1 protein-coding gene is annotated in these 1,227 nt (G+C 70.9%); it reads right to left on the bottom strand.

The window, feature by feature from the left end; genetic code table 11:
* Window positions 1–1,161, bottom strand: a protein-coding gene (locus G6O68_RS31825; RefSeq protein ID WP_165253778.1) for an IS630 family transposase whose coding sequence is annotated in 2 segments (ribosomal slippage) — window positions 1–723 and window positions 723–1,161 — 1,162 coding nt annotated over the 2 segments. Because the reading frame shifts where the segments join, the coding sequence is not laid out codon by codon here. This gene is flagged as partial in the annotation.
* Window positions 1,162–1,227: the final 66 nt, after the last annotated feature.

Genomic DNA, 1,227 nt, shown 5'->3' with positions numbered 1-1,227 from the left:
GGTCCGCCACACCTGAGTTGACGGCTTCCAGGACGGGATACAGCCGCTTGAGTTTGACCCGGGCGTCCGCCGTCGCGAACTGCCAGTCGACCTTCACGGCGGCCGCGTTCCGGTCGGCCTCCCAGGCCGCCACCTCCCGCCTGAGCGACTCCATGTCGGGGATGCGGCGGTCGAGGCACTGCCGGGCCAGGACCGACAGCTCGCACTCCGCCACGTTCAGCCAGCTGCCGTGCTTCGGCGTGTAGACGAACTCCAGCCGGCCCAGGATCCGCCGCGCCTCGGCCGGCTCGAACACCTCGTAGAGGACGGCCGGCTTGTGCGTCGAGAGGTTGTCGACCACGAGCGTGACCCGCTCCGCGTCCGCGTACCACTCGTCGGCGATCCGCTTCAGCAGCCGGGCGAAGTCGGCCTTGGTCTTCCGCTCGGTCACCTCCACCCGCCGCTTCCCCGCCAGAGGCTCGAAGGCCATGAACAGGTTGGCCGTCCCGTGCCGGACATACTCGTAGTCCTCCTTGGCCGGACGCCTCGGGCGCACCGGCAGCGGCGGCCGGGCGTCGCCGACCAGCTGCTTGCCCCCCTCGTCGGCGCAGACCACCGGCCGCCTCGGGTCGCGCGGGCGGGCGTAGACCTCCAGCACGCCCTCCATCGCACAGACGAACTCGGCGTTCGCCTTGGGGGGGATGACCCACTGCTGCTTCAGCCAAGGCTTGAGCGCGTTTTTTTGAGAACCCGGCGGACCGTCTCGTCGCTGACGGCGTCCACCGCCTCCAACTCCACCAGCCGGTCGGCCAGCATCTTGAGCGTCCACCGGGCCTTCCCGTCCGGAGGCGCGGAGCAGGCCAGCGAGACGAGCTGGGCCTCTTGGGCCCCGTCGAGCTTGCGGTACTGTCGGCCGGTCGGCTTCCTGCGGTGCAGGGCCGCGTCGAGCCCGCACTCGGCGAACCGCTTGCGGACGCGGGCGACCGTGCCCTCCGAGCACTCGATCGCCTCGGCGATCGCGGCGTCGGCCAGCCCGGGCCCGCCGGGGCCGACGTCCGCCTTGAGCAGGATGCGGGCGTGGACGAGGGACGCCGCGGCGTGGCGACCCCCGGCGATCATCTTCTCCAGCTGCGTCCGCTGATCGTCGGTCAGCCGGACGAGGCGCTTGTCCTTCAGGGCCATGGCGGGGCTCCTCCTTCGTGGAAGAGATCCTACCAAAGCCGTCAACTCAGGTGTGGCGGACCACTA

The sequence above is a fragment of the Paludisphaera soli genome (genome assembly GCF_011064595.1).
Taxonomy (GTDB): domain Bacteria; phylum Planctomycetota; class Planctomycetia; order Isosphaerales; family Isosphaeraceae; genus Paludisphaera; species Paludisphaera soli.
Note: the sequence above shows the minus strand (reverse complement) of the source record. Positions and strands in the feature narration are given on the sequence as shown.